Origin of the sequence: Devosia beringensis (assembly GCF_014926585.1) — a bacterium.
GTDB classification, from domain to species: domain Bacteria; phylum Pseudomonadota; class Alphaproteobacteria; order Rhizobiales; family Devosiaceae; genus Devosia; species Devosia beringensis.
In genome coordinates this window covers 1707954-1729402 of record NZ_CP045422.1, presented here as the reverse complement: position 1 = coordinate 1729402, position 21449 = coordinate 1707954, and the positions used below count along the sequence as shown (strand labels likewise).

Annotated in this window: 19 protein-coding genes and 1 tRNA gene; 13 read left to right on the top strand and 7 right to left on the bottom strand. The window is 65.5% G+C overall.

Annotated elements, in window-relative coordinates; genetic code table 11:
• The first annotated feature begins 3 nt into the window (after positions 1 to 3).
• The 3 genes from GDR53_RS08455 to GDR53_RS08445 are packed head-to-tail and all read left to right on the top strand — an operon-like array spanning position 4 to position 3167.
• Positions 4 to 1023 (top strand): Gfo/Idh/MocA family protein, encoded by a 1020-nt coding sequence (locus tag GDR53_RS08455; protein ID WP_193337616.1) that lies wholly within the window; start codon positions 4 to 6, stop codon positions 1021 to 1023.
• Positions 1020 to 2105 (top strand): Gfo/Idh/MocA family protein, encoded by a 1086-nt coding sequence (locus GDR53_RS08450; protein WP_193337615.1) that lies wholly within the window; start codon positions 1020 to 1022, stop codon positions 2103 to 2105. The genes GDR53_RS08455 and GDR53_RS08450 overlap by 4 nt, the downstream gene beginning before the upstream one ends.
• A 9-nt stretch (positions 2106 to 2114) precedes the next feature.
• Positions 2115 to 3167: an ABC transporter ATP-binding protein gene (locus GDR53_RS08445; protein WP_193337614.1), complete on the top strand. Its 1053-nt coding sequence runs from the start codon at positions 2115 to 2117 to the stop codon at positions 3165 to 3167.
• A gap of 80 nt (positions 3168 to 3247) precedes the next feature.
• Here the strand turns inward: GDR53_RS08445 and GDR53_RS08440 are convergent, their stop codons facing one another.
• Entirely contained in the window at positions 3248 to 3499 is a 252-nt protein-coding gene (locus GDR53_RS08440; protein ID WP_193337613.1) for a DUF2188 domain-containing protein, read from the bottom strand.
• Between the two features lie 108 nt (positions 3500 to 3607).
• Between GDR53_RS08440 and GDR53_RS08435 the strand changes: the two genes are divergently transcribed.
• On the top strand, positions 3608 to 4720 hold the full coding sequence (locus GDR53_RS08435) for an FAD-dependent oxidoreductase (RefSeq protein WP_232846765.1): 1113 nt from the start codon (positions 3608 to 3610) through the stop codon (positions 4718 to 4720).
• A gap of 73 nt (positions 4721 to 4793) precedes the next feature.
• Positions 4794 to 5723 carry an aldo/keto reductase gene (locus GDR53_RS08430; RefSeq protein ID WP_193337611.1) on the top strand — a complete coding sequence of 310 codons (930 nt, stop codon included), beginning with the start codon at positions 4794 to 4796 and terminating at the stop codon, positions 5721 to 5723.
• A 37-nt stretch (positions 5724 to 5760) separates the two neighbouring features.
• Here GDR53_RS08430 and GDR53_RS08425 read toward each other — a convergent pair whose 3' ends face one another.
• Positions 5761 to 6096, bottom strand: a complete 336-nt coding sequence (locus GDR53_RS08425; protein ID WP_193337610.1) for a YciI family protein — start codon at positions 6094 to 6096, stop codon at positions 5761 to 5763.
• A 213-nt stretch (positions 6097 to 6309) separates the two neighbouring features.
• On the opposite strand from GDR53_RS08425, the gene GDR53_RS08420 reads away from it, so the two are divergent.
• Positions 6310 to 7167 (top strand): division plane positioning ATPase MipZ, encoded by an 858-nt coding sequence (locus tag GDR53_RS08420; protein WP_193337609.1) that lies wholly within the window; start codon positions 6310 to 6312, stop codon positions 7165 to 7167.
• Here GDR53_RS08420 and GDR53_RS08415 read toward each other — a convergent pair.
• The 4 genes from GDR53_RS08415 to GDR53_RS08400 all read right to left on the bottom strand — a co-directional run bounded on the left by GDR53_RS08415 (position 7164) and on the right by GDR53_RS08400 (position 12481).
• Positions 7164 to 8987, bottom strand: a complete 1824-nt coding sequence (locus tag GDR53_RS08415; RefSeq protein WP_193337608.1) for a glycosyltransferase — start codon at positions 8985 to 8987, stop codon at positions 7164 to 7166. The genes GDR53_RS08420 and GDR53_RS08415 overlap by 4 nt on opposite strands.
• Positions 8959 to 10608 (bottom strand): hypothetical protein, encoded by a 1650-nt coding sequence (locus GDR53_RS08410; RefSeq protein ID WP_193337607.1) that lies wholly within the window; start codon positions 10606 to 10608, stop codon positions 8959 to 8961. Before GDR53_RS08410 ends, GDR53_RS08415 begins: the two co-directional genes overlap by 29 nt.
• Positions 10608 to 11819 (bottom strand): NAD-dependent epimerase/dehydratase family protein, encoded by a 1212-nt coding sequence (locus tag GDR53_RS08405; protein ID WP_193337606.1) that lies wholly within the window; start codon positions 11817 to 11819, stop codon positions 10608 to 10610. Before GDR53_RS08405 ends, GDR53_RS08410 begins: the two co-directional genes overlap by 1 nt.
• Positions 11820 to 12406: 587 nt before the next feature.
• Positions 12407 to 12481, bottom strand: a tRNA-Gly gene (locus tag GDR53_RS08400).
• Positions 12482 to 12681: 200 nt separating this feature from the next.
• Here GDR53_RS08400 and GDR53_RS08395 point away from each other — a divergent pair.
• Genes GDR53_RS08395 through GDR53_RS08380 form a run of 4 tightly spaced genes read left to right on the top strand, consistent with a single transcriptional unit; the run spans position 12682 to position 14958 of the window.
• Entirely contained in the window at positions 12682 to 13629 is a 948-nt protein-coding gene (locus tag GDR53_RS08395) for a thioredoxin family protein (RefSeq protein WP_232846764.1), read from the top strand.
• A 12-nt stretch (positions 13630 to 13641) separates the two neighbouring features.
• On the top strand, positions 13642 to 14310 hold the full coding sequence (locus GDR53_RS08390; RefSeq protein ID WP_193337605.1) for an LON peptidase substrate-binding domain-containing protein: 669 nt from the start codon (positions 13642 to 13644) through the stop codon (positions 14308 to 14310).
• Entirely contained in the window at positions 14310 to 14561 is a 252-nt protein-coding gene (locus tag GDR53_RS08385; protein ID WP_193337604.1) for a Trm112 family protein, read from the top strand. The genes GDR53_RS08390 and GDR53_RS08385 overlap by 1 nt, the downstream gene beginning before the upstream one ends.
• Positions 14551 to 14958 (top strand): ACT domain-containing protein, encoded by a 408-nt coding sequence (locus GDR53_RS08380; RefSeq protein WP_193337603.1) that lies wholly within the window; start codon positions 14551 to 14553, stop codon positions 14956 to 14958. Before GDR53_RS08385 ends, GDR53_RS08380 begins: the two co-directional genes overlap by 11 nt.
• Here GDR53_RS08380 and GDR53_RS08375 read toward each other — a convergent pair whose 3' ends face one another.
• Positions 14959 to 16179, bottom strand: coding sequence for an FAD-dependent monooxygenase (locus GDR53_RS08375; protein WP_193337602.1), 1221 nt, complete (start codon positions 16177 to 16179; stop codon positions 14959 to 14961). It abuts the gene before it with no gap.
• Positions 16180 to 16541: 362 nt separating this feature from the next.
• Here GDR53_RS08375 and GDR53_RS08370 point away from each other — a divergent pair, with 362 nt between their 5' ends.
• The 3 genes from GDR53_RS08370 (at position 16542) to GDR53_RS08360 (ending at position 21328) form a co-directional block, all read left to right on the top strand.
• Complete coding sequence (locus GDR53_RS08370) at positions 16542 to 16880, top strand: P-II family nitrogen regulator (RefSeq protein WP_193337601.1); 339 nt, start codon at positions 16542 to 16544, stop codon at positions 16878 to 16880.
• 20 nt (positions 16881 to 16900) lie between these two features.
• On the top strand, positions 16901 to 18271 hold the full coding sequence (locus GDR53_RS08365) for an ammonium transporter (RefSeq protein WP_193337600.1): 1371 nt from the start codon (positions 16901 to 16903) through the stop codon (positions 18269 to 18271).
• A 303-nt stretch (positions 18272 to 18574) separates the two neighbouring features.
• On the top strand, positions 18575 to 21328 hold the full coding sequence (locus GDR53_RS08360) for a DNA translocase FtsK (RefSeq protein ID WP_193337599.1): 2754 nt from the start codon (positions 18575 to 18577) through the stop codon (positions 21326 to 21328).
• Positions 21329 to 21449 lie beyond the last annotated feature (121 nt).

Here is a 21449-nt window from a genome sequence, read left to right as displayed (position 1 = left end):
CCTATGACCGATATCAAGTTTGCCGCCATCGGCATCAACCACAGCCACATCTACGGCCAGGTGGAGTGCCTCAAGCGCGCCGGCGCCCAGTTTGTCGCCTTCCACGCCGTGGAAGACGACCTGGCCGCAGCCTTCGCCGAGAAATTTCCCGAGGCAAGGCGCGTTGCCGAAGCCCGCGAAATCCTCGAGGATCCCTCGATTGCGGTCATCACCACGGCGGCCATTCCGGCCGACCGCGCCGCCATTTCCATCGCCGCCATGCGCCATGGCAAGGACGTGCTCTCCGACAAGCCGGGCATGACCACCTTTGCCCAGCTCGCCGAGATCAAAAAAGTGCAGGCCGAGACCGGTCGCATCTATTCGGTGATCTATTCCGAGCATTTCGAGGTGCGCGCCACCGTCGAGGCCGGCAACCTGATCGCCCAGGGTGCCATCGGCCAGGTCATCAACACGGTGGGCCTTGGCCCCCACGCCATCCGTAACAACCAGCGCCCCGACTGGTTCTTCGAGCGTGCCCGCTATGGTGGCATCCTCTGCGATATCGGCAGCCACCAGTTCGAGCAGTTCCTGTTCTTCTCGGGCGCCATGGATGCCGAGATCAGCTCGGCCAGCGTTGCCAACCGCGCCCATCCCGACCGGCCGGGCCTGCAGGATGTCGGCGACGTCCACATGAAGACCGCCACCACCTCCGGTTATGTCCGCGTCGACTGGTTCACCCCGGCCGGCCTGCCCACCTGGGGCGACGGGCGCCTGACCATTCTGGGCACCGAAGGCTATATCGAGCTGCGCAAATATATCGATATTGCCGGCCATCCCGGCGAGAACCACCTCTTCATCGTCAACCAGGACGGCCCGCGCCATATCGACTGTTCCAATGTCGACCTGCCCTTCGGCCGCCAGTTCCTCGACGACGTGCGCAACCGCACCGAAACCGCCATGCCGCAGGAGCGCTGCTTCAACGCCATGAAACTGGCGCTGACCGCGCAGGAAATGGCCGAACGCGGCACGGAGTGGGCACAATGAGCCAGATTTTCAAGGTTGCCATCGTCGGCGTCGGCATCGGCCGCAGCCATCTGGTGGAGGGCTATCTGCCCAATGCCGACAAGTTCAAGGTGGTCGCGCTCTGCGACCTCAATGCCGAGCGCATGGCGGCCGTGGCCGACGAGTTCGGCGTCGAGCGCCGCGTCGCCAGCTATGACGACGTGCTGGCCATGGACGACATCGACATCATCGATGTCTGCACCCCGCCCATGCTGCACCACCCCATGGTGATCGCCGCCCTCAAGGCCGGCAAGCACGTGATCTGCGAAAAGCCGCTGGTCGGTTCGCTCGCCCAGGTCGACGAGGTCATGGCGCAGGAAAAGCTCTCCAAGGGCAAGCTGATGCCGGTATTCCAGTATCGCTTCGGCGACGGCATCGAGCAGACCAAGGCCATTATCGATGCCGGCATTGCCGGCAAGGCCTATACTGGCACTGTGGAAACCTTCTGGCGCCGCGACGCCGACTACTATGCCGTGCCCTGGCGCGGCAAGTGGGCCACCGAACTCGGTGGCGTGCTGATGGGCCATGCCATCCACCCACACGACATCTTCACCTATCTGATGGGCGATATTGCCCGCGTCTTCGGCCGCGTCGCTACCCGCGTCAACCCGATCGAAGTAGAGGACACCATTTCGGCGTCGCTGGTAATGCAGAACGGCGCTTTGGGCAGCCTGACGGCAACCCTGGGTGCCGCCGACGACACCACCCGCATTCGCCTCGCCTTTGAAAATGTCATGATCGAAAGCGATCACGCGGCCTATAATCCAGGTGAAAAGCTCTGGAAGATCCAGCCGCGCAACACCGAGACCAAGGCAAAGATCGACGCTCTGCTGGCCAATTGGCAGCACGTGCCGTCGCGCTTCCAGACCCAGATGGCGCGCTTCCACGCCGCGCTGACCGGCACGGCGCCGCTGCCCGTATCGAGCGCGGATTCGCGGCGCTCGCTAGAACTGGTCACGGCCTTCTACCATTCTTCGGCGACCGGCGAGGATGTCGTCCTGCCGCTCGGTCCAAGCCATCCCCTCTACCAGAGCTGGGTCCCGGCCCAGTTCCGGACCCCATAGGAGTTCGCCATGGCGACCAACATCGCGCTCAACAAGATCGTCAAGTCCTATGGCGACATCCCGGTCATCCACGGCATTGATCTGACCATCAATCCCGGCGAATTCACCGTCTTCGTCGGGCCTTCGGGCTGTGGCAAGTCGACCTTGCTGCGCATGATTGCCGGCCTCGAGCCGATCACCGGCGGCGACCTGCTGATCGACGGCGAGCGCATGAACGACGTGCCCGCGGCCAAGCGCGGCATCGCCATGGTATTCCAGTCCTATGCGCTCTACCCGCATATGAATGTCTACCAGAACCTGGCCTTCGGGCTGGAAACTGCCAAGATGCCCAAGGCCGAGATTGAGCAGCGCGTCGCCAAGGCCGCCGACATTCTCAAGATCGAGCCACTGCTCAAGCGCAAGCCCAAGCAGCTCTCGGGCGGTCAACGCCAGCGCGTGGCCATTGGCCGCGCCATTGTGCGCGAGCCGCGCATCTTCCTGTTCGACGAACCGCTGAGCAATCTCGACGCCGAACTGCGCGTGCAGATGCGCGTCGAGATCGCCAAGCTGCACAAGGATCTGGGTAACACCATGATCTATGTGACGCATGACCAGGTCGAGGCCATGACCATGGCCGACAAGATCGTCGTGCTGCGGGCCGGCGTCATCGAGCAGACTGGGGCGCCGCTCGATCTCTACAACAAGCCGAAAAACCTCTTCGTGGCCGGCTTCATCGGCTCGCCCAAGATGAATTTTCTGACCGCCAGCGCCACCGACACCGTCGTCAATGTGGCCGGCGGCAGCCTGACGCTGGATCGCCCGGTAACCGGCGCCACCACGCTGGGCGTGCGCCCCGAGCACATCACCCTGACCCCGGGCAGCGGCACCAAGCTGGCCGATGTCCGCGTCGACCTGGTGGAAAACCTGGGCGGCCAGACCGTGGTCTATGCCACCACCCTGGACAATCAGCCCATCAATATCGTGCTGGAAGGCCAGAGCCCGGTGACGCTGGGCTCGACCGTCTCGGCCCATATCGACCCGGCCCGGCTGCACCTGTTCAACGCGGCAGGCGACGCCATCTAGTCTTCGTCTGCCTGACGCAGCGGCAACGAAAAGGGGAAGCCGACGGCTTCCCCTTTGTCATGTCGTGCCGCTGGGACTTCTCAGTCCTTGAGGTCGTCCTCCACCTCGGTCTCCGGCCGGTCGCCACCGTCGGCCATTTCTTCGTGCCAGGTGCCGCTGCGGTCCTGGTACTGGATGGCCTCGTCCTGCCCGCCCAGCTGCTGGCGCTGTGCCGCAGCGGCGGCGGCATCGTGGGCGGCCTGATGGGTAGGGAAGGTTTCGGAGAAGACATCCCCCACCTTGTAGGCATAGCCGCCATCGTGTTCGACGATGTCATAGGTTACGTGCGCCATAGAACTTCTCCTTGTGGGGGAGCAACCCGGCTGCGGCCAGGAAGTTGCCTGGCTTGTACACGGGTGGCTGCATACTACATGGTGCCTGACCCACCAGGAGCCAAGTGCGTGCCACCAGACAGTCCCGCCATCCGCACTGCCCTCAAGCTCGACATCGTCGTCATCGGCGCCGGGCAGGCGGGGCTCAGCACCGCATATCACCTCAAACAGGCCGGTCTCGTGCCCGGACGCGACTTTATCGTGCTTGATGCTGCCCCCAAGCCGGGCGGCGCCTGGCAATATCGCTGGCCCTCGCTGACCCTGTCGACCGTCAACCGCGTGCATGACCTGCCCGGTATGAGCTTTGCCGAAAGCGCCGGGGGCGACGCCAGCGTCCAGGCCGCCATTGCCGTGCCGGCCTATTTTGCCGCCTATGAAAGCCATATCGACCTGCAGGTGCTGCGGCCGACCAATGTCAGCGTGGTCTGCAAACGCGGCACGCGCCTGCGCGTCGAAACCGATCGCGGCCTGTTCTCCGCCCGCGGCCTCGTCAATGCCACCGGCACCTGGGAAAAGCCCTTCATCCCCGACCATCCCGGCGCCTCGGGCTTTGTCGGCCGGCAATTGCACACGAGGGACTATAAGAGCGCCGCCGACTTTGCCGGCCAGCACGTGCTGGTGGTCGGCGCCGGCATTTCGGCCATCCAGCTGCTCGACGAAATTTCCCGCGTCACCACCACCAGCTGGGTCAGTCGCACCCCGCCGCATTTCCGCGAGGGCAATTTCACCCCCGAAGACGGCCGCGCCGCCGTCAAGCTGGTCGAGGACCGTGTGCGCCAGGGCCTGCCGCCCGGCTCGGTGGTCTCGGTCACCGGCCTGCCGCGCAGCCCGGCCATTGAGGCCATGGCGGCGCGCGGCGTGCTCAACAACCGGCCCATGTTCGAGACCATCACCCCCAAAGGCGTGCGTTGGGCCGATGGCAGCACGCTCGATGTCGATGTGATCCTCTGGTGCACCGGCTTTCGCAGCGCCCTCGACCACCTGGCGCCACTGCAGCTGCGCGAGGCCAGTGGCGGCATCACCATGACCGGGCGGCTGGCCACCCAGGTCGCGGCCGACCCGCGCATTCATCTGGTCGGCTACGGCCCCTCCGCCTCCACCATCGGCGCCAACCGCGCCGGCGCGGCCGCGGCAAGGGAACTGCTGGACTATCTGGCGGCCAGCCCGCTGGTGCCCGGCTGACATGGCCAAGCCCCGTCCGGGCTGCTAGTCTGCCGCTGCCCATCCCGCCCTCTGAATTCGGAATATTGCCCCCGTGAAAACCTATATCCTACCCCATACCGACCGCACGGTTTCCAGCGTCGTGCTGGGCCTGATGCGCATCGTCAAGATGAGCGATGCCGAGGTGCAGGCGCTGGTCGGCGCGGCGCGGGACGCCGGCATCAATGTCTTTGACCATGCCGATATCTATGGCGGCGCCCGTCATGCCTGCGAGGCGCGCTTCGGCGAGGCCATCCAGTTCTCGGCGGCCGAGCGTGACCAGGTATTCATCCAGTCCAAGGCCGGTATTCGCCCCGGTTATTTCGATTTCTCCGCCGAGCACATCCTCAATTCGGTCGATGGGTCGCTCAAGGCGCTGGGCACCGATTATCTCGACCTGCTGCTGCTGCATCGCCCCGATACGCTGGTCGAGCCCGAAGAGGTCGCCGCCGCCTTCGACGCGCTGGCGGCCGCCGGCAAGGTCCGCCATTTCGGCGTTTCCAACCAGACCCCCGGCCAGATCGAGCTGCTCAAGACTGCGGTCGCCCAGCCCCTGGTGGCCAACCAGGTCCAGCTCTCCATTACCCATGCGCCGCTCTTTGCCCAGGGCGTGGCCGCCAATATGGCCGGCCTCGACCAGTCGATTTCCCGCGACAATGGCCTGCTGGAATACTCGCGCATCAACAAGATGATGCTGCAGGCCTGGTCGCCGTTCCAGAAGGGCTTTTTCGACGGCGTCTTCCTGGGCGACCGCGAAAACTTCGCCGAGCTAAACGACGCCCTTGATGAACTGGCCGCCCAGTATGGCGTCACCCCGACCGGCATTGCCGTGGCCTGGATCACCCGTCACCCCGCCAATATCCAGGTCGTGCTGGGCACCACCAATCCCGGCCGGGTGGCCGAGTCGGCCGCCGGCTCTGACGTGACGCTGACGCGGCCGGAATGGTACCGCCTCTTCACCGCCGCCGGCCACAAGCTGCCCTAGTTCTGTCGGGGGCAGGGCGCCGCGCCCGGTCTCGCCCTCAGTAGAACGGGCGCACCTCGACCGGGGCGCGGCAGGCCACCGCGGCCCGGCTTCCCCAGTTCAGGGCGGCCTCGAGATCGGCGACCTCGAGCACCCAGAAGCCGCCGATATGTTCCTTGGCCTCGCTATAAGGCCCGTCGGTGATCACCGTGTCACCGGCGGCACTGGCGCGCAGCGATCTGGCCCGGCGAACCGGCTGCAGGCCGCCCACAAAGGTTCGGACACCTGCCGCGACCATGTCGCGGTTGAGCGCATCGATATCGGCGGCCATGGCCGCGGATTCGCGCGCATCGTCATAGTCATCGGGACGGTAGATGGCGACCAGGTACTGCATGGCAATTCTCCTCAGGTCTGGCCCGGCCGTCGACCGGCGAGCCTCTGACCTGACGACGAATGACGGGTGTCCGCACCGACAGGGGAGCCAACGTGACGGCAAACGGTCGAAAACCCCGCCGCGATCCGCTTGTGCAACGCCGCCTTAGCTCTTTGTTAACCATGACGCCACTTGATGGAGCAGGGCACCAGCGCCTGATTTGGAGAGACCGACATGAGCCAGACCGGCGCGCATATCATTGCCGTGGGCAATGAAAAGGGTGGCTCGGGCAAGTCGACCACGGCGCTGCACCTGGCCGTCTACCTGCTGCACCAGGGCCATCGCGTCGCCACCATGGACGTCGACAGCCGGCAGCAGACGCTGACCCGCTATCTGCGCAACCGCCGTACCACCATCGAGGCCAGCACCCGCCAGATCCCCATGCCCAAGCATGTGCACATGCCGACGGCCTGGGGCGATTCGATCCGCGAAAACCAGGTGGTCGAGCGCGATATGTTCACCAAGGCCATTGCCGGCCTGCGCGACGAGGTCGACTATTTCGTCATCGACACGCCCGGCTTTGACGGCAATCTGGCGCGGCTGGCGCATGGCTTTGCCGATACGATCGTCACGCCCGTCAATGACAGCATGATCGATCTGGACGTGCTGGCCCGGGTCGATCCGGTGACCGGCGAGCCCATCGAGACCAGCCCCTATTCGCGCAATGTGCAGAAGGCCCGCGCCGAGCGCCTGGCCGCCACCGGCGCCGGTATCGACTGGGTGCTGGTGCGCAACCGCATTTCCAACCTCGGCTCGCGCAATGCCAGCCAGGTGCAGACCACCATCGAGCGCGTCGCCGCAAAGCTTGGCTGCCGGGTCGCCGACGGCATTGCCGAGCGCGTCATCTTCCGCTCGCTGTTTCCCATCGGCATGACGGTGTTCGACCCGCTCGAGGCCGACCTGCTCGGCGGCGCGCCGTCCATGAGCCATGTCAATGCGCGCCAGGAATATCGCAGCCTCGTGGCTGCGCTGCGCCTTCCGGCGCCGGCCCGGCACGATAGCCAGGCTGAGATGGTGCGCCGCTCAGCCTAGGCGCCGGGCCGGGCCTTCGCCGTCTTGCGATCTGGGGCAAAGGCGATGCTCAGCACCGATTCCAGCGTCAGATAGGACCGCAGCAGCCGGAACAGCACATATTCGGGCAGCCCGAGCAGGGCGTCGGGGCGGCCATTGGCCAGGGCCGCAAAGGCGCCCATCAGCAGCGGCGCGCCCAGCATCACCGCCAGTACCGCCTGTCCGGTCAGCGGCGCACCCGGATCGAGTGCCAACATCAGATGCAGCAGGCCAAAGATGGCCAGCGGCACATTCATCGCCCGACGTGCCGAATTGAGCAGCATGAAGGGCAGGATCAGCGTGCCGCGCAGCGAGGGCGTGCGACTGTCCAGATAATCGCGGTTGCGCGAACTCACGTGATAGACCGAGCGGAACCAGCGCATGCGCTGTTCACGCAAATGCGTATAGGTCAGGGGCACTTCCGAGACATATTGCACCGTCGGATCGCCGATCACCCGATAGCCCATCTCGCCGATACGCAGCGACACGTCGGTATCTTCCCCGTTCATGCCCTGCACGAAGCCACCGGCCGCCCGCACCGCCTCGGTGCGATAGGCGGCAAACATGCCGGGCACCCCGACAATGCCGTTCATGGCGCCATAGGCGGTCTGGTAATAGCCGTGCTTGAGCAGCACTTCGAGCAGCCGCGCCCGATCAAAGGGCCCGTCGCCCGGCGGCAGCGGCAATCCGCCGACCACGCCGACACTGTCATCGGAAAAATGCCGCATCGCCCGCTTCAGCGCGTCAGGCAGCACCTGGGTATCGGCATCGATGCGGACGAGGAAGCTTGAATTGGTCGCCATCACGCCGCGGTTGAGGGCAATGGCCTTGCCCGGCATGGGGACATCCACCACGTGCCCTGTGGCATGATCCATCGCTCCCAGCGCGCGCTGCGCGACGTCTGCCGTATCGTCGCTCGAATTATTGTTCAGCACGAGAATATTGACTGCGCCGGCATAGCGCCCGGCCGCAATATCGACCGCGGTGATCGTGCGGGTGATGACATGGGACTCATTATGCGCCGGGATGATGATGGTGACCGGCGGCGCCATCGGTCGGGGCGGCCGCAGCACATTGCGCAGCGTGCCCAGCAGATAGAGCAGAAAGAACGTCATTGGCAGAAAGAGAAAGACGCCCGGCCCGATGCCGCCGAGCAGGGCCATGCTGCGCAGATCGCCGATCAATGGCAGGTTGAGCCCATCCACCAGCACGGACAGGACCAGGGCGCTGGCCGTCGCCAGCCCCAGCTGCGGCCAGGACAGGCGGCGCTTCAGCTGGCGCTGCGGCACCGTGGCACGAGGCGGCATGCTGCCATGCTCGAGCAGCTTCAGCGAGAAGATGAAATAGCCGAGCAGGCCGGAAACGATCTCGACGATATGCAGCGAATAGACGAGGCCCAAGACGCGAAAGGCCAGGATATTGCCCAGGTCGAACAGTCCGCAGACCAGCACGAACGTGGCAATCAGCTCAACCAGAAAGCGCAGCCGGGCCGGACCGCTGGCGCCGACCACGGCGGCAAAGGCGATGTAGAAGGAAAGGATGAAAATGCGCAGCGGCACCGAATGGGTGCCGGCATAGGGGGAAAAGATGAAGTCGTGATTGGGAAAAGCCGCTACCAGCATCGGCACGCTGTTGACCGCCAGCAGCAGCAGCGTCGCCACCGCGGTAAACAGCACCAGCACGGCCGGCGCTACCCAGATGGAGAGGCTTTGCGTCAGCCGGGCCGGGGCGCTGTCCACCGACCAGAACTGATGGGTCGAACCGGCGAGACCCTCAGAGCCCGGCGATGATGACAAAGACATCCTCGGCCTCCAGCAGCGCCAGCGCCGGCCCCAATGCGGGGCTCGGCACGGCCATCACCTCGAACGGGACGGCGCCCGACCGCGGCAGTACCGCCACGAGAGACTGCCCCTCGGGCAGATTGCCGAGGGCGGCGGCAAAGCCGGCCCGGTCGACAAGGGTCAGCGTGGCATCGGCACTATCGTCGAAGCGAACCTTGGCCTGGCTGGGCAGCAGCATTGTGAGCAGGGTACCGGCTTTGGTGCCCTGCGCGGCGTCCAGCGGCAGGCTGCTGGCAAGGTTCACTGCGGGCTGGCTGGCCAGCTGTTCGATCAGCCTGGCCCAAGCCGCAGCGGGCGGGGCATTGTTGGTCAGCGCCGATTCGGGCAGCAGCTGCGCCTGGGCATCCGGTTCGGTGCGGCAGGTCCCGTCCCTGACCGTGGTATCGACAAGGTCGACCACGAGGCTGTTCTGCGGCAGCAAGCGCGCGGCGGGCAGGTCGATCACCAGCGCAATGGACTCGACACTGCCGTCAAAGCGGCTCGATTTCAGCAGATTGCCGTTGAGCGTCACCCGCACCATCCAGTCATTGGCTTGCGTCAGCGGTGTCGCTTGCAGGCGGGCCGTGAACTGTTCGGGCAATTGCCCGCCCGGCAGGTCGGCCGCGGCAAAATCCACGCTCCAGCGCCGCGAGCCGCGAAAGCTGCGCACACTGGTTTCGGCACCCAGATCGGCCGCCGTCACCGGCCAGGCGAGGGGACTGGGCGTGGTCGTGCCGGCTGCCTTGATCAGGTGGGTGATGGCCTGCTGGCCGATCAACTGATTGCTCGTGGCAATGCCGGCGGCGCTCGCCGCATAGTCCACCAGCGTCACCGCGGTTTCGTCCGCGCCGGCGACGCCGATGCGGGCAGCAATGCCGTTGCGGTTGAGCTGCTGACTGGCCCAGACCACCATGGCCGCCTCGCTCGCCGAGCTGCCGGTGGCCAGCACCAAGGGGGAGGGGGCCGCGATGAGGGTGCCCACGGCGTCGGTCAGCGGCTGATCGGCGACGAGTTCGAGCCGGCTATCGGCCGACAGGGTCACGGCGCTGCCCGAATTGGCGGCATCGGTGGGGCAGGTCTGTCCGGCACTGGTGGTGCCCCGGCCGGCCAGGCCCAGCACGATATTGTCCTGTGCCAGCTCGGCGGTGGTAAGATCGATCCGTAGCGTCTGGCTGGTGCGCCCCCCATCGAGCACCAGCTGCTGGCGGGTCTTGCCATCGACAGAGACGGTGAGCAGCCCGTCGCCGGCCTGGGTCAGCTGGCTGTCAAAGGTCAGGACCAGGGCGCCGCCCAGATAATGCCCGCCCGCCGGGATGGGAAAGCTCAGTTCGGTCTGGTCGGGAAAGCCGGCCAGGCCCATCCATTGCGCGGGATTGGCCCGAGTGATGACGACGGGATAGGTTTGCGCCGTCGGGGTGGCGACCATCGCGCCGGCGGCACTGCCGGCCAGCTGCTGGCCGACCCCGGTCAGCGTCTCGCCCATCGTGCTGGCCACGCCGCGCAGGCTGGTCGCGACATCGCCCTCGCGTGAATAGACCATGGCGGCGCCGACCACGGCGCAGCTGATCAGAGCAAGGGCAATCAGCCGGAACAGGTCGCGCATCAGGCCGCTGCGGCTTTGGCCGGCACGATGCCGGGACGGTTTTCGCTGGTCCAAAGGGCGGTGGCGGGCACGGCATTGATATTGGCCCGAGCCTTGAAGCGCTGGACGATTTCCAGCGTCTCGTCCAGCAGCGCCTCGCGCAACAGCATGGGTTCAAGCCCCATGGCGCGGAAGCTGCGATTGGAGACCTTGAGCGTATTCTCGGCGGCTTCCTTGCGTGGATTGTCGACCAGGGCGACCTCGCAGCCGGTGACGTCGGCGACCAGGGCCGCCAGATCGGCAATGCGATGGGTCTCGGCCACCTGGTTGAGGATCTTGACGCGCTCGCCGCGCTGCGGGGGATTGGCCACGGCCAGCGAGACGCAGCGTACCGTATCCTGGATATTGATGAAGGCGCGGGTCTGCCCGCCGGTGCCATGCACGGTCAGGGGATGGCCGACGGCCGCCTGCATCAGGAAGCGGTTGAGCACGGTGCCATAGTCGCCGTCATAGTCGAAGCGGTTGATCAGCGCGTGATCGAGCCGCGTATCGGCGGTCTGGGTGCCCCAGACAATGCCCTGGTGCAGATCGGTGATCGGCAGGGCGTCATTGCGGGCATAGAACTGGAACAGCAGCTGATCCATGGACTTGGTCAGGTGATAGATGCTGCCGGGCTGGGTAGGATAGAGGATGGAGCGGGCATAGGCCTTGTCGTCCGGTCCTTTGACCGTGACGTCGAGATAGCCCTCGGGCAGTTCCAGCCCGTCGCCGTCATAGCCATAGACACCCATGGTGCCGAGATGGACCAGATGGGTATCCGGCTTGATGGCAGCCAGGGCCGCCAGCACATTGTGGGTGGCGCCGATATTGTTGTCGACCGTATAGCGCTTATGCGCGGCGTCGCGCATCGAATAGGGCGCGGCGCGCTGTTCGGCGAAATGCACGACGGTGTCGGGATTGATCGCCTTGATCGCCGCATGCAGGCCCTCGGGGTCCTGCGCAATATCGGTGGCGAGAAAATCGATATGCCTGCCGGTGACCCGCTGCCAGGCGGCCAGCCGCGTCGGCATATCGGTGATCGGGGTCAGGCTGCCCGCGCCGAGCTCGGCGTCAATGCGTCGGCGCGACAGGTTGTCGATAATGGTAACCCTGTGGCCTTCGGCCGACAGGCGCAGGGCAGTGGGCCAGCCGCAAAAGCCGTCACCGCCCAATACTAGGATCGTCTTGCTCATTTGAATTCAGCACATTTCATAGTGAACGGCCGCTGGCCGCTGAGCCATCGCCGCTACTCGCACGCGGAACCGTCCAGCAAGCAATTGCCGGGCAGGCCCCAGTGCGGAGTCAGGAAAAATCGGGAAACCGGCAGCGACGTGGGTGTGGCATCCACGCGCCTTTGGCACCTGCACCGGAACTGGTTTGCCGCCGCAGCGATCTCCAGTTTCTCGATGACCAGGCGCCAATCGCCTGCATGTCAGATGGGCGGGGCCGCGACGTAACCGTCAGGAGCCAAACCCATGCAACATAGTTAAGTGAATATTATTAAATTCTGCGCCGGGCAATAGTCAATCTGCAGCCCTCCCCATGTCTTGCGCGCATGGAGGTAGGCGGGGTTATGGCGAAAAAGACCCGCCTTTAGAAAGGCTTGCCGGAGCCCATCGGGCCTTGGCGCCCGACATTGCCTTAATCCAGGCTTATTTGTCGCAGGCGTCCGGTTTCTCGTGCAGCGACAGCGCTTTCAGTACCGTGATGCCGGATAAACGAAAGGCCGGACATTGCTGTCCGGCCTTTTCATCGTGTCTTCCCTTGCGAGGGGGAAGATTGGAGCGGGCGATGGGATTCGAACCCACGACCCTAACCTTGGCAAGGTTATGCTCTACCCCTGAGCTACACCCGCACTCCATTGTCTGCGACTGGTCTTGTTCGCCGCCGACGCGGGCCTATATGCCTAAAGGTGACCCCGATTGCAACCCACATTTTGACACCATCGTCATCTTCACGTCGCCTTGTGGATTGGGGGGCTTGTCACATCCCGGTTCGCGGGCGCAAGAAGGGCTCCGAACTTCCAGATTTCGCCTAGCTGCAAGGGCCTTTTTGATGTCCACCCCGATGATCGACCTCGCTTCCGCCCCCGCCAATGCCGTCCCGGCCGGGCTGATCAAGGAATCCAGCGACGCGGCCTTCAAGGCTGACGTCATCGATGCCTCGCTCGACCAGCCCGTGCTGGTCGATTTCTGGGCGCCCTGGTGCGGCCCCTGCCGCCAGCTCACGCCGGCCCTTGAAAAGGTCGTCACCGAGAAGGCCGGCGCGATCAAGCTGATCAAGATCAATATCGACGAGCATCCCCAGATTGCCGGCCAACTCGGCGTGCAGTCCATCCCCGCCGTCTTTGCCTTTGCCGGCGGCCGCCCGGTCGATGGCTTCATGGGCGCCATGCCCGAAGCTGAAGTGCGCCGATTTGCCGACAAGGTCATCGCCGCCGCCCCGCCCCGTGCTCCCGATACAGGCTCGATCGACGCCCAGATCGCCGAGGCCCTGACGGCCGCCAGCGCCGCCCTGGCGGCCGGCGACCTCAGCACCGCCGCCCAGGTCTTCGGCATGATTATCCAGCACCAGCCCGACCATGTTGCGGCCTTGGTGGGCCTGACCCAGGTCTATCTGGCGGCCGGCGAAGCCGAGCAGGCCGAGGCCACGCTTGATCTCGTGCCCGAGGCCGAGCGCAAGGGCGACGCCTATCTGAGCGCACTCAACTCCCTCAAGCTTCTGGCCGAAGCCGCCAATCTCAGCGACACATCAGCGCTCGAGGCGGTGCTGCTGGCCAATCCGGATGACCATCAGGCCCGTTTCGACCTGGCGCTGGCGCTCAATGCCGACGGAAGGCGTCTCGAGGCGGCCGAGGCTCTCGTCGCCATCGTCAAGCGCGACCGGACCTGGAACGCGGATGGCGCGCGCGCCAAACTGCTCGATTTCTTCACCGCCTGGGGTCCCAAGGATCCTGCCACCGCCAAGGGCCGCCGCCTGCTCTCGGCCGCCCTGTTTTCGTGAGGCTCAATCTGCATGCTGAGGCGCCCCGCCACCCCCGCTGACCTGCCCAAATCGGTGCCGCTGTTCCCGCTCTCGGGCGCGCTCCTGCTGCCCTTTTCGCATCGCCCGCTCAATGTGTTCGAGCCGCGCTATGTCGACATGGTCGACGCCGCCCTGCGCGGCGACCGGCTGATCGGCCTGATCCAGCCCGAGGACACCACCGAGGAAAGCCCGCGCGGCCGCGATCCGCTGCAGTCGGTCGGCTGCCTTGGCCGCATCACCCATTTTGAGGAAAGCGCCGAGGGGCGCTATTTCATCATCCTCGAAGGGGTGACGCGCTTCCGCCTGCTCCATGAGCTCACTGTCATGACGCCCTATCGCCAGGGCATGATCGACGCCAGCGCCTATGCCACCGATTTCACCCGCGATTTCGGCGAGGATGCGGTGGACCGCGAGCGCTTCGTCAAGCTGATGCGCGACTATGCCGAATTCGCCAATATCGAGCTCAACTGGGACGAGATCGAGCGCACCGGCACGGCCGAGCTGGTCAATTTCTGCTGCATGGTGGGGCCCTATGATCCGGCCGACAAGCAGGCTTTGCTTGAGGCGCCGACGCTGGAGCAGCGTGCTGAAACCCTCATTGCCATGACCGAATATGAAATGGCCCGGGGCAGCGGTGGCAGCGCGCCGCCGCTCAACTGATGGTCGCACCCGCCCAAACGGATCCGCGCCACGTCGTCGACGTCAAGACGCTCGAAATGCTGGTCTGTCCGCTGACCAAGACCAGGCTGACGCTGTCCTCGGATCGCCAGACGCTGATCTCGGTGGCGGCGCGCCTCGCCTTTCCCATTGTGCGCGGCGTGCCCCTGCTCAGCCTCGATGAAGCCAGCAGCGTCGATCCTGATGCGCTGCGCCGCCTGCCCGATTTCGAGGCCAAGCCGGATGAGCGGTGAAACCGATCTCGATAGCCTGCTCGCCGGGCTTGACCCGATGCTGCACGAGCAACCCTATGGCTTTGCGCTGATCCCGCTCGTACAGGCCCTGCCGGCGGGGCTCTCGCCCTTTGCCCTGATCCGCGAAGCCGAGGGACTGACGGTGATAGCCACGCTTGACGACCTGTCAGGCGCCGGCCTCCCCGCCCAAAGCCAGTGGGCCCGTATCACCATGTTGGTGCATTCCGCGCTCGAGGCCGTGGGCATGACCGCCGCCATGGCGGGCGCGCTGGCACAGGTCGGCATCCCCGCCAATGTGGTGGCCGCCATTCATCACGATCATCTCTTCGTGCCCTGGCCCCGCCGCCATGACGCCGTGGCAGCGCTGCTGGCGCTGGGCAGCAATCGGACGCGTTAGCTAGATCGGCAATCCGCTCAGCAGGCGCGGTCCGCCCGGCGCCACGCCGGCAGCGGCGCGGATCAGCGCGGTTTTGACCGGCCCGGCCCGATCGACCAGCCCCAGTCCGAAATCGCGCAGCGCCCGCACCGGCGCCACATCATTGGAGAACAGCCGGTTGAGCCCGTCGGTCATCGCCGCCATGCTGGCGGTATCGAGCCGCCGCCAGGCCTGGTAGCGCTCCAGCACGTCGTCGCTGCCATGGTCGAGCCCGAGCCGGACCGCCTCAATCACCACTTCGGCCAGGGCCGCTACGTCCTTGAGCCCCAGATTGAGCCCCTGGCCGGAAATCGGGTGCACGACGTGGGCAGCGTCGCCGACCAGCGCCAGGCGCGGCGCCACAAAGGCGCGCGCCAGTTGCAGCCGGAGCGGAAAGCCCATCAGTTTTTCTTCTACCGTCACAGCGCCGAGGCTGGCGCCCATGGCCGCCTCGATCTCCCGTGCCAGGGTGTCATTGTCGAGGCCGAGATAACGGGCCGCGGCGTCGCGCGTTTCGGTCCAGACCAGCGACGAGCGGTTGCCCGGCAGCGGCAGGCTGGCAAAGGGGCCGGCCGGCCGGAAATGTTCATAGGCCACGCCGTCATGGGGCAGGGCATGGGCAATCGTGGTGACGAGGCCCGTCTGGCCATAGTCGTGCCCGGTGACGCCGATCCCGGCCATGGCCCGCAAGGGCGACTGGCTGCCATCCGCACCGACCAGCAGCGGCGCCTGCAGCACCCTGCCATCGGCCAGCACCAGCTGCGCCAGATCACCCTGGCTGGAATAGCTGGCCACTTCGGCCGGCGCGATGATGGTCGCGCTGTCGCCCAACCCGTCCAGCAAAGCCTGTGCGCTGACGCTGTTGGGTACCATATGGGCAAAGGCCTCGCCCGGCGCCACGGCGCCCTCAAAGGTCAGGAACAGCGGCCGGGCAATGTCATCGGCGCCCGAATCGGTGATCCGCATGGCGGCGATGGGCTGGGCCTCTGCCAGCATGGCAGGCCACACGCCCAGGGCCTCGAACACCCGCCGCACACCGGCGGCAATGGCTGAGGCGCGGTTGTCGCGCGGCACCGAGAGCGGGCGTCGATCCACCAGCGCCACGCGAATGCCGCGGGCCGACTGGGTCAGCGCCAGCGCTAGCGTCAGGCCGACATGCCCGCCGCCCACGATGATGACATCAAAACGATCCTGGTCTGCCATCCTGGCCTCCGTCTGTTGGGTCGAGCCCTACGCCCATCTCGCTACGCTGCCAAGCTGTCGATCTGCCACAGCAACGACGTGGCGCGCGTCGCGCTCCGGCAATGGCGCTGCTCCTGGAGGTCTGGCCTGCTCGGCCACGCCGGCTGGTTCGGGAGGCGCGGCAAACGTGGCGAAAATGTGCACAGACAATCGCCGCATTGCCCAAATACTAGGCAAAATACGGGGAGCATTCGCAGTGACGGCCATTCGCATTTTGTAAACCATTGGAAATGCTCGGAATTTGTCCCCGACGGGCAGTTGGCACGGCGCTTGAGTCTATTGGACCATTCCAGACCATGCACAAAGCTGCAAAGGGGGCACACGTGAAACTGGTTATTGCCATCATCAAGCCATCCCGCCTCGAAGAGGTCCGCCAGGCGCTGACCTCGCTCGACGTCCACGGCATGACCGTGACCGAGGTCAAGGGTTACGGCCGCCAAAAGGGGCACTCGGAAATCTACCGCGGCACCGAATATGCCGTGCATTTCCTGCCCAAGCTCAAGCTCGAGATCGCCGTCGATGATTCCATCGCCGACGAGGTCTCCAATGCCATCCGCGACAGCGCCCAGACCGGTCGCATCGGCGATGGCAAGATTTTCGTGCTCGACCTGCTGGCCGTCACCCGCATTCGCACCGGTGAAACCGGCGCGGCCGCCCTGTAAGCGTCATCGGAGAAACCAAGATGAAGACGTCAAAAATCCTCGGGGGTACCGCATTGGCCTCCCTCCTGCTGGCGCTGCCAGCCTTTGCCCAGGACGCTGCCGCGCCAGCGGTCGAAGCCGCCGTTGAAGCTGCCGCCATTGTCGACAAGGGTGACGTGGCCTGGATGCTGGTTTCCACCATGGTCGTGATCGTCATGACCGTGCCGGGCCTGGCTTTGTTCTATGGCGGTCTCGTCCGCTCCAAGAACGTGCTTTCGACCCTGACCCAGGTCTTCCTGGGCTTCTGCATGATCTCGATCCTCTGGGTAGCCTATGGCTATTCGCTCGCCTTTGCCGGCCCGACCGAAGGCGGTCTGTCGGCTTTTGTCGGCGACTTCTCCAAGTTCTTCCTCTCCGGCGTGACGCTCGATTCGCGGGCGGCTACCTTCTCGGCCGGCTTCGAACTGCCCGAAATGGTGTTCGTTGCCTTCCAGATGACCTTCGCCTGCATCACCTCGACCCTCATCGTCGGCGCCATTGCCGAACGCATGAAGTTCGGCGCGCTGATGGCGTTCCTAGCCATCTGGTTCACCTTTGCCTACATCCCGATGGCCCACATGGTGTGGGCCGGTCCCGGCCTGCTCTATGGCATGGGCGCCTATGACTTTGCCGGCGGCACCGTCGTGCATATCAATTCGGGTGTCGCCGCTCTGGTCGCTGCCATCGTGCTTGGGCCGCGTCTGGGCTATCTGCGCGAGCCCATCGCCCCCCACAACCTGGTCTGGACCTATGTCGGTGCCGGCCTGCTGTGGTTTGGCTGGTTCGGTTTCAATGCCGGCTCCAACCTCGAAGCCAATGCCCTGACCGCCGTCGCCCTGATCAATACCGTGCTGGCCCCGGCTGCCGGTGCGCTGGCCTGGGCGATCGGTGAAAAGGTCACTCGCGGTCACTCCTCGACCCTGGGTGCCGTTTCCGGCGCCGTTGCCGGCCTCGTGGCCATCACCCCGGCTGCCGGCTTTGCCGGCATCGGTGGCGCCATCGTGCTCGGCGCCATTGCCGGCGTGGTCTGCCTGTGGGCCGTAGTCAACCTCAAGCCCATGCTCAAGTATGACGACAGCCTCGACGTGTTCGGCATCCACGGTGTGGGTGGCATTGTCGGTGCCCTTGGCACCGCCATCGTCGCTGCCCCCGGCTTCGGCGGTTACCCGCTGGGTGACGCGGCAGCCTATTCGATCGGCGGCCAGTTCATGATCCAGCTCACCGCCGTCGGCATTGCCGTGGTGTGGTCCGGCGTCGTGGCTCTGGTGGCCATGTTCATCGTCAAGGCCATCTTCGGCGGCGCCCGCGTCCCCGAATCGGCCGAAAGCGATGGCCTCGATCTCTCCAGCCATGGCGAACGCGCCTATAACTAACCTGACCCTGACCCGGTGGCGTCTGCGCCACCGGGTCAACCGGGCCACCGGTTGATCGTGGCGTGCGGCTCGTGTCCCTCTTGGCCCGCCACAGAGGCTTCCCACTCGCAAACTGCACGGGCTGCACTCCCCGCTCAACCGCCCAAAACGTGATCAAGGCTCGCCCTTCCGGCGGGCCTTTTTCGCCTTTTGGCCGGCCTGCCGCGGCCACGGCGGCCCGATGGTTAGCCTTAGGTTAACCCGGCCCTACTAGCATGAGCGCTGATTGGGCCCGGATCGGACCGGGCCACTCCGGACACGCCCATGCCCAGCTCTCCTTCGCCCGTTCTCGACGAAATCCGCTCGGTGCCGCAGCGCGGTACCCGCGCCTCGACCAAGCCCCTGCCCACGCCGCCCCCGGCACTGGCTATCCGCATTCCCGTGCGCCTGGCCGGTTTTCTGCTGCTGGCATTGGTAGCGATCTGTCTGGCGGCTTTGGCGTCCTGGTCGGTCGATGATCCCAGCTTTACCTATGCCACCACCAAGCCGGTCGCCAACTGGCTGGGCTTTCCCGGCGCCGTGATCGCCGACACGCTGTTCCAGGTCTTTGGCCTGGCCGCGCTGATCCTGCTGGTGCCGCCGGCTTTGTGGGGCTGGACCTTGGCGCGCCGCCGCATGCCCAGCCATATGGGCCTGCGCCTGCTCGGCTGGACCGGCGCCAGCCTGCTCGCCGCCGGCGTCCTTTCCTTTGTCACCATGCCGGCCTCCTGGCCGCTGCCCACCGGCCTGGGTGGCCTGGTCGGCACCGGTTTCACCACGCTGGCGACCCTGGTCACCGGCGCCCAGCCGCAGGCCGTGACCAGCGTGCTGTTTGCCATCATCATTGCCGTGCCGGCCTTAGCCCTGTTCTGGATCGCCATGGGCCTGGGCAGCTCCGTGCCGACCGGCCCGCGCAAGCCAGCCGCCGGCGCCGCCCGCAAGGGCGGGGCCGCTGCCGCAGCCTCCGCCGACGAACCCGAGACCAACCCGGTTGTCGATATCGCGCTGGGCGCGGTGGTGCATATGGGCTATTCCCTGCGCACCGCCTTCCGCCGCGCCCGCCAGAGCCATGCCGAACGCCGCGCCGCCGATGCCAGCAGCTGGCGCGAGGACGATGTCGAGCCAAGCCTTGACGGCCGTCCTGTGCCCGAGGACCGGCAGGAACCCCTGATTGCGCCGACCCAGCGCCGGATCCATGCCGCACGGGAGCCCGCCATCGAGCCCGGTTTCGCTGCCGAGCCAGGCTTTGGTGCCGAGCTCGCCTTCGTGACCGAGCCCTCGGCCCGCATCAACGCCCGCCCCAGCTATGACGATACCGAGATCGACTATCCCGACGAGATCGAGGACGATATCGCCTTCGTTCCCGAGCTGGCGGCCGCGCCCGCCAGCCATCGCCAGCAGGGCGATTCGCGCTTTCATCCGGTCGATCCGGCCAAGCCCCGCGTCACGGCGCCGGCGCCGCGCCCCCAGCCCGGCAACCGGATTCTGCGCGAAGCCCAGACCTCCTTCTTCAGCGAACCGGGCGGCTTCGAACTGCCACCCCTGAGCTTGCTCTCCGAACCCAAGCATAATGGCCCCTCACCCGAGCATGCGCCTGAGCGGCTGGAAGCCATGGCGCGCCAGCTCGAGGCTGTGCTGGCCGATTTCGGCGTCAAGGGCGACATCATCAATGTCCGGCCCGGCCCGGTTGTGACCCTGTTCGAACTCGAGCCCGCTCCGGGCATCAAGTCGAGCCGCGTCATCTCACTGGCCGACGACATTGCCCGCTCCATGAGCGCCATCTCCGCCCGCGTGGCCGTGGTACCCGGTCGCAATGCCATCGGCATCGAACTGCCCAATCAGCATCGCGAAACCGTCTATTTCCGCGAAATGCTGGCCTCTTCGGACTTCGAGAAGATGAAGGGCAAGCTGCCCATCTGCCTGGGCAAGACCATTGGTGGCGAGCCGGTGATCGCCGACCTGGCACGCATGCCGCATCTGCTCATCGCCGGCACCACCGGCTCGGGCAAGTCGGTGGGCATCAATACCTTCATTCTCAGCCTGCTCTACCAGATGACCCCGGCCCAGTGCCGCATGATCATGATCGATCCCAAAATGCTCGAACTGAGCATTTATGACGGCATTCCCCATCTGCTGACCCCGGTCGTCACCGACCCGCAAAAAGCCGTCGTGGCGCTCAAATGGGCCGTGCGCGAGATGGAAGACCGCTATCGCAAGATGAGCAAGATCGGCGTGCGCAATATCGACGGCTTCAACCAGCGCGTCAGTGAAGCGGCAACCGAAGGCAAGATCATCAGCCGCACCGTGCAGACCGGCTTTGACCGCGAAACCGGCGAGGCCATCTTCGAGACCGAGGAATTCCAGCTCGAGGTGCTGCCCTATATCGTGGTGGTGGTCGACGAAATGGCCGACCTGATGATGGTGGCCGGCAAGGACATTGAAGGCGCCATCCAGCGTCTCGCGCAGATGGCCCGCGCCGCCGGCATTCACATCATCACAGCCACCCAGCGCCCGTCCGTGGACGTCATCACCGGCACCATCAAGGCCAACTTCCCCACGCGCATCTCCTTCATGGTCACGTCCAAGATCGATTCGCGCACCATTCTGGGCGAGCAGGGCGCCGAGCAGCTGCTGGGCAATGGCGACATGCTCTATATGGCCTCTGGCGGGCGTACCAAGCGCCTGCACGGGCCTTTTGTGGCCGATAGCGAAGTCGAGGCGGTGGTGGCCCACCTCAAGAGCCAGGGCTCTCCGGACTATCTGGACTCGATCACCGAGGAAGAGGACGAGGGCGCCGAATATGGCGGCGATAGCAGCGGCGGCGGGGGCGACGACTATGCCGGCTCGGGCGATGAGCTCTATGACAAGGCCGTCCATATCGTGCTGACCGACAAGAAGGCCTCCACCTCCTATGTGCAGCGGCGCCTCGCCATCGGCTACAACAAGGCGGCAACCTTGATCGAGCGCATGGAACGCGAAGGCGTCATCAGCGCCGCCAACCATGCCGGCAAGCGCGAAATCCTGGTGGGCAACGACTAGCTGGACCGGGCCGCATCGGCGCGGGATTGCTCAAGCGTCTGTGACTGCTGGTTGCCCGATGGAACCAGCTGTCGCCGCAATTACTTTCTAAGCTAGTCTGAACTGATCAACTTACCCCGGG

Excerpts from the sequence above, each read along its gene's own strand:
- GDR53_RS08405 (WP_193337606.1), bottom strand. The coding sequence starts at position 11,819 with ATGAGCAAGACGATCCTAGTATTGGGCGGTGACGGCTTTTGCGGCTGG.
- GDR53_RS08425 (WP_193337610.1), bottom strand. The coding sequence starts at position 6,096 with ATGCAGTACCTGGTCGCCATCTACCGTCCCGATGACTATGACGATGCG.
- GDR53_RS08380 (WP_193337603.1), top strand. The coding sequence starts at position 14,551 with ATGAGCGGTGAAACCGATCTCGATAGCCTGCTCGCCGGGCTTGACCCG.
- GDR53_RS08385 (WP_193337604.1), top strand. The coding sequence starts at position 14,310 with ATGGTCGCACCCGCCCAAACGGATCCGCGCCACGTCGTCGACGTCAAG.
- GDR53_RS08375 (WP_193337602.1), bottom strand. The coding sequence starts at position 16,179 with ATGGCAGACCAGGATCGTTTTGATGTCATCATCGTGGGCGGCGGGCAT.
- GDR53_RS08415 (WP_193337608.1), bottom strand. The coding sequence starts at position 8,987 with ATGTCTTTGTCATCATCGCCGGGCTCTGAGGGTCTCGCCGGTTCGACC.
- GDR53_RS08455 (WP_193337616.1), top strand. The coding sequence starts at position 4 with ATGACCGATATCAAGTTTGCCGCCATCGGCATCAACCACAGCCACATC.
- GDR53_RS08395 (WP_232846764.1), top strand. The coding sequence starts at position 12,682 with ATGTCCACCCCGATGATCGACCTCGCTTCCGCCCCCGCCAATGCCGTC.
- GDR53_RS08445 (WP_193337614.1), top strand. The coding sequence starts at position 2,115 with ATGGCGACCAACATCGCGCTCAACAAGATCGTCAAGTCCTATGGCGAC.
- GDR53_RS08360 (WP_193337599.1), top strand. The coding sequence starts at position 18,575 with ATGCCCAGCTCTCCTTCGCCCGTTCTCGACGAAATCCGCTCGGTGCCG.
- GDR53_RS08440 (WP_193337613.1), bottom strand. The coding sequence starts at position 3,499 with ATGGCGCACGTAACCTATGACATCGTCGAACACGATGGCGGCTATGCC.
- GDR53_RS08410 (WP_193337607.1), bottom strand. The coding sequence starts at position 10,608 with ATGCGCGACCTGTTCCGGCTGATTGCCCTTGCTCTGATCAGCTGCGCC.
- GDR53_RS08390 (WP_193337605.1), top strand. The coding sequence starts at position 13,642 with ATGCTGAGGCGCCCCGCCACCCCCGCTGACCTGCCCAAATCGGTGCCG.
- GDR53_RS08420 (WP_193337609.1), top strand. The coding sequence starts at position 6,310 with ATGAGCCAGACCGGCGCGCATATCATTGCCGTGGGCAATGAAAAGGGT.
- GDR53_RS08450 (WP_193337615.1), top strand. The coding sequence starts at position 1,020 with ATGAGCCAGATTTTCAAGGTTGCCATCGTCGGCGTCGGCATCGGCCGC.
- GDR53_RS08365 (WP_193337600.1), top strand. The coding sequence starts at position 16,901 with ATGAAGACGTCAAAAATCCTCGGGGGTACCGCATTGGCCTCCCTCCTG.